This window comes from Corynebacterium sp. HMSC071F07 (genome assembly GCF_001810285.1).
Classification (GTDB): Bacteria; Actinomycetota; Actinomycetes; order Mycobacteriales; family Mycobacteriaceae; genus Corynebacterium; species Corynebacterium simulans.
Map to the genome: position 1 here is coordinate 24,255 of NZ_KV800694.1, position 2,713 is coordinate 26,967.

A 2,713-nucleotide genomic window follows, 5' to 3' on the forward strand; every position below is an offset into this window, starting at 1 on the left:
GTTCCTCCACCACCTTCAGAAGCGCGTTGGCGCCCGAGGCGGAAATCATATGTGCCTCGTCGATAATGAAGATGCGATAGCGCGACTCAGCAGGTGCATAGTACGCGCGGTCACGCAGCTCACGCATGTCCTCCACACCGTTGTGGGAAGCCGCGTCAAGCTCAGTTACATCCAGATTGCCCGGGCCACCTGGTGCCAGCGAAACACAAGACTCGCACACGCCACACGGGGTAGACGTAGGCCCCTGCTCACAGTTGAGCGAGCGGGCCATAATGCGCGCTGAAGAGGTCTTGCCGCAGCCGCGCGGACCGGAAAACAGGTAGGCATGATTGATACGCCCTGCGTCGAGGGCAGCGGATAAAGGCTTGGTGACCTGCTCTTGGCCGACCACTTCCGCGAACGTTGCTGGACGATATTTCCGGTATAGAGCCACGGTTAGTCAGTCTACATTCTGTGCCCGACACTCTCCCCCGCAGCGGGCGGAGCAAGCTAGCCGGCGCGCTTCCAATCGAGGATATCGACGCCCTGTTCAGCTACTGCTTCCTGCAGCTTGGCGACGCCCTCTTCCACCGCATAGGCATATTCTGAATCGGTAAGCATCAGCAGCTGACAGACCAAAGTCAGCCGGCCGTCCTCCGGCAGCTGAGGGGTGCTACCGCCCCACAAATAAGGCGCGATCAGCAGACCATGGTGCACGTTGAGCGAATCTTCCGAAAGTATCTCCGGCAGCATGATGCCCGGCTGGGCCGGCAGCATGCCTCGGGCCTTGATCAGCTTTTCTGCAGCCGCAGTAACCGCAGCAGCTACCTCCGGCTGCGTCGCGCGCGCTACGGTCAGCAGCTCGCAACGCACATCGACGCCCTGCTCCGCATGCTTGAGCCCCGTGTCTACCTCGCCGAAGGTGGTGGTAACGGCGAGGGACTGGGCGTCGTCAAGCGCGGCTAAACCAAGCCGGCGGCCTTCCACGTTTTTAAACTCCAGCGGAACGGGAATGACCTGGCTTAGCCAGTACGAAGTCTCGTCGGAATTGATGGCTTAAGCCCCCAACTTCTCCAAAGCGGCGAGCAGCACGCAGGTTGCGACGCCGTCCATTGCAGCCTCGACCTCTTCCTGCGGTGGCAGCGAAGGTGCCAAGCGGATGTTGCGGTCATTCGGGTCCTCGCCGTGCGGGAAGGCAGAGCCAGCCTTGGTCAGCACGATGCCGGCGTCCTTCGCCAGCTCCCAGACGCGGGTGGCGGTGCCATCGACGACGTCGAGGGAGATGAAGTAGCCGCCCTTCGGCTCGGTCCACTGCGCGACCTCGTACTCGCCCAGGCGGGACTGAAGGATGCGCAGGACAGCGTTGAACTTCGGAGCCAACAGCGCCGCGTGGCGGCGCATGACCGCACGCACGCCTTCGGCGGAACCGAAGAACTGGTAGTGAGCAAGCTGGTTGATTTTATTCGGCCCAATGCCGCGAATCTTCGCGTGGGAGAGGTACCAATCCAAGTTCTCGCGGGAGGACGCGAAGAACGCAACGCCAGCTCCGGCGAAGGTGATCTTGGAGGTAGAAGACATAGCCCAGAAACGGTTCGGGTTGCCTGCCTTAGCTGCAATGTCGAGAATCGGCAGGATCTCCGGGAACTCATCGGTGAGAGTATGGACCGCGTAAGCGTTGTCCCAGATGATGCGGAAGTCTGGCGCTGCGGCTTCCATGGAGGCCAACTCTTGGGCGATCTCTTCGGAGATGGTCACGCCAGTTGGGTTACCGAACATCGGAACGGTCCACATGCCCTTGACCTGCGGGTCCTTGACCAATTCCTTGACGGCGCCGAGATCGGGGCCGTCGGAAAGCATAGGGACCGAAATCAGCTCGAAGCCGAAGTGCTCCGTGATAGCGAAGTGGCGGTCATAACCCGGAACCGGGCAGATCCACTTGACGGTCTCTTCCTGGGACCACGGACGCTCGGACTCATTGGTACCGAAAGCATAAGCCCAAGAGATGAGGTCGAACATGATGTTCAAGGAGGAGGAATCTCCAGCCAACAGCAGCTCTGGGTCGATGTTGGTCAGCTTGCCCCACAGCTCACGCAGTTCCTTGATGCCCTCAAGGTTGCCGTAGTTGCGAAGGTCGTTGCCTGCGGCGTCGGAATAGTTGCCCGCGCCTGGCAGCTCGAGCAGATCGTTGGACAGGCTCAATTGCGCCTTTGCGGGCTTGCCGCGGGTCAAATCCAGCTTCAGGCCCATAGCCTTCAGCTCCTCGTAGTCCTTACGAACCTTCGCTGCGAGTTCGTCGAGCTCAGACTTTTCGAGATTGAGCAGGGACATTCCTGTCCACCTTCCGGGTTAGTTGCGGGTAGTTGCGAATATATGGCAACCAATACTAACGCTTGCGTGCAGCTTTTGTAATGTTTATCACCCAGAAAACTTAAAAGGGACCCCGCGCACCCGTCAGAGCCTCCTGACCCTTGCTGCATTCCTGCCCTGGGGGAGTTCAGAGGATGGACGCCACGCGGAATCCTGCCGATAAGCCTAGCGCGCCTGCTACCCCTGCGGCAAACCGTTATTGCCCCCAATCGCCGCGGCCCCGCTCCTTCCCATCGCTGCGGCCGCTGTTACGGCTACTCCACTAGCGCCGGACGCAGGTCGGCCTACCCGGAGTGCGCAGTACGAATTTTTCCTTGGGGCCTGCTCGTGTAGAGTCTTCCAACGGAGGATTCGACTAGCGGCCTAT

At 60.3% G+C, this 2,713-nt stretch carries 2 protein-coding genes, 1 other RNA gene and 1 pseudogene; all 4 read right to left on the bottom strand.

Annotated features, from left to right (window positions below; translation table 11 throughout):
* Positions 1–433, bottom strand: a pseudogene (locus HMPREF2724_RS01755) (AAA family ATPase); the annotation flags it as partial.
* Positions 434–489: 56 nt separating this feature from the next.
* Entirely contained in the window at positions 490–966 is a 477-nt protein-coding gene (locus HMPREF2724_RS01760; protein ID WP_061920101.1) for a suppressor of fused domain protein, read from the bottom strand.
* Between the two features lie 69 nt (positions 967–1,035).
* Positions 1,036–2,307 carry an aspartate aminotransferase type Ic gene (locus tag HMPREF2724_RS01765; RefSeq protein WP_070586871.1) on the bottom strand — a complete coding sequence of 424 codons (1,272 nt, stop codon included), beginning with the start codon at positions 2,305–2,307 and terminating at the stop codon, positions 1,036–1,038.
* 100 nt (positions 2,308–2,407) lie between these two features.
* Positions 2,408–2,504, bottom strand: an RNA gene (ffs, locus tag HMPREF2724_RS01770) — signal recognition particle sRNA small type.
* Between the last annotated feature and the right edge of the window lie 209 nt (positions 2,505–2,713).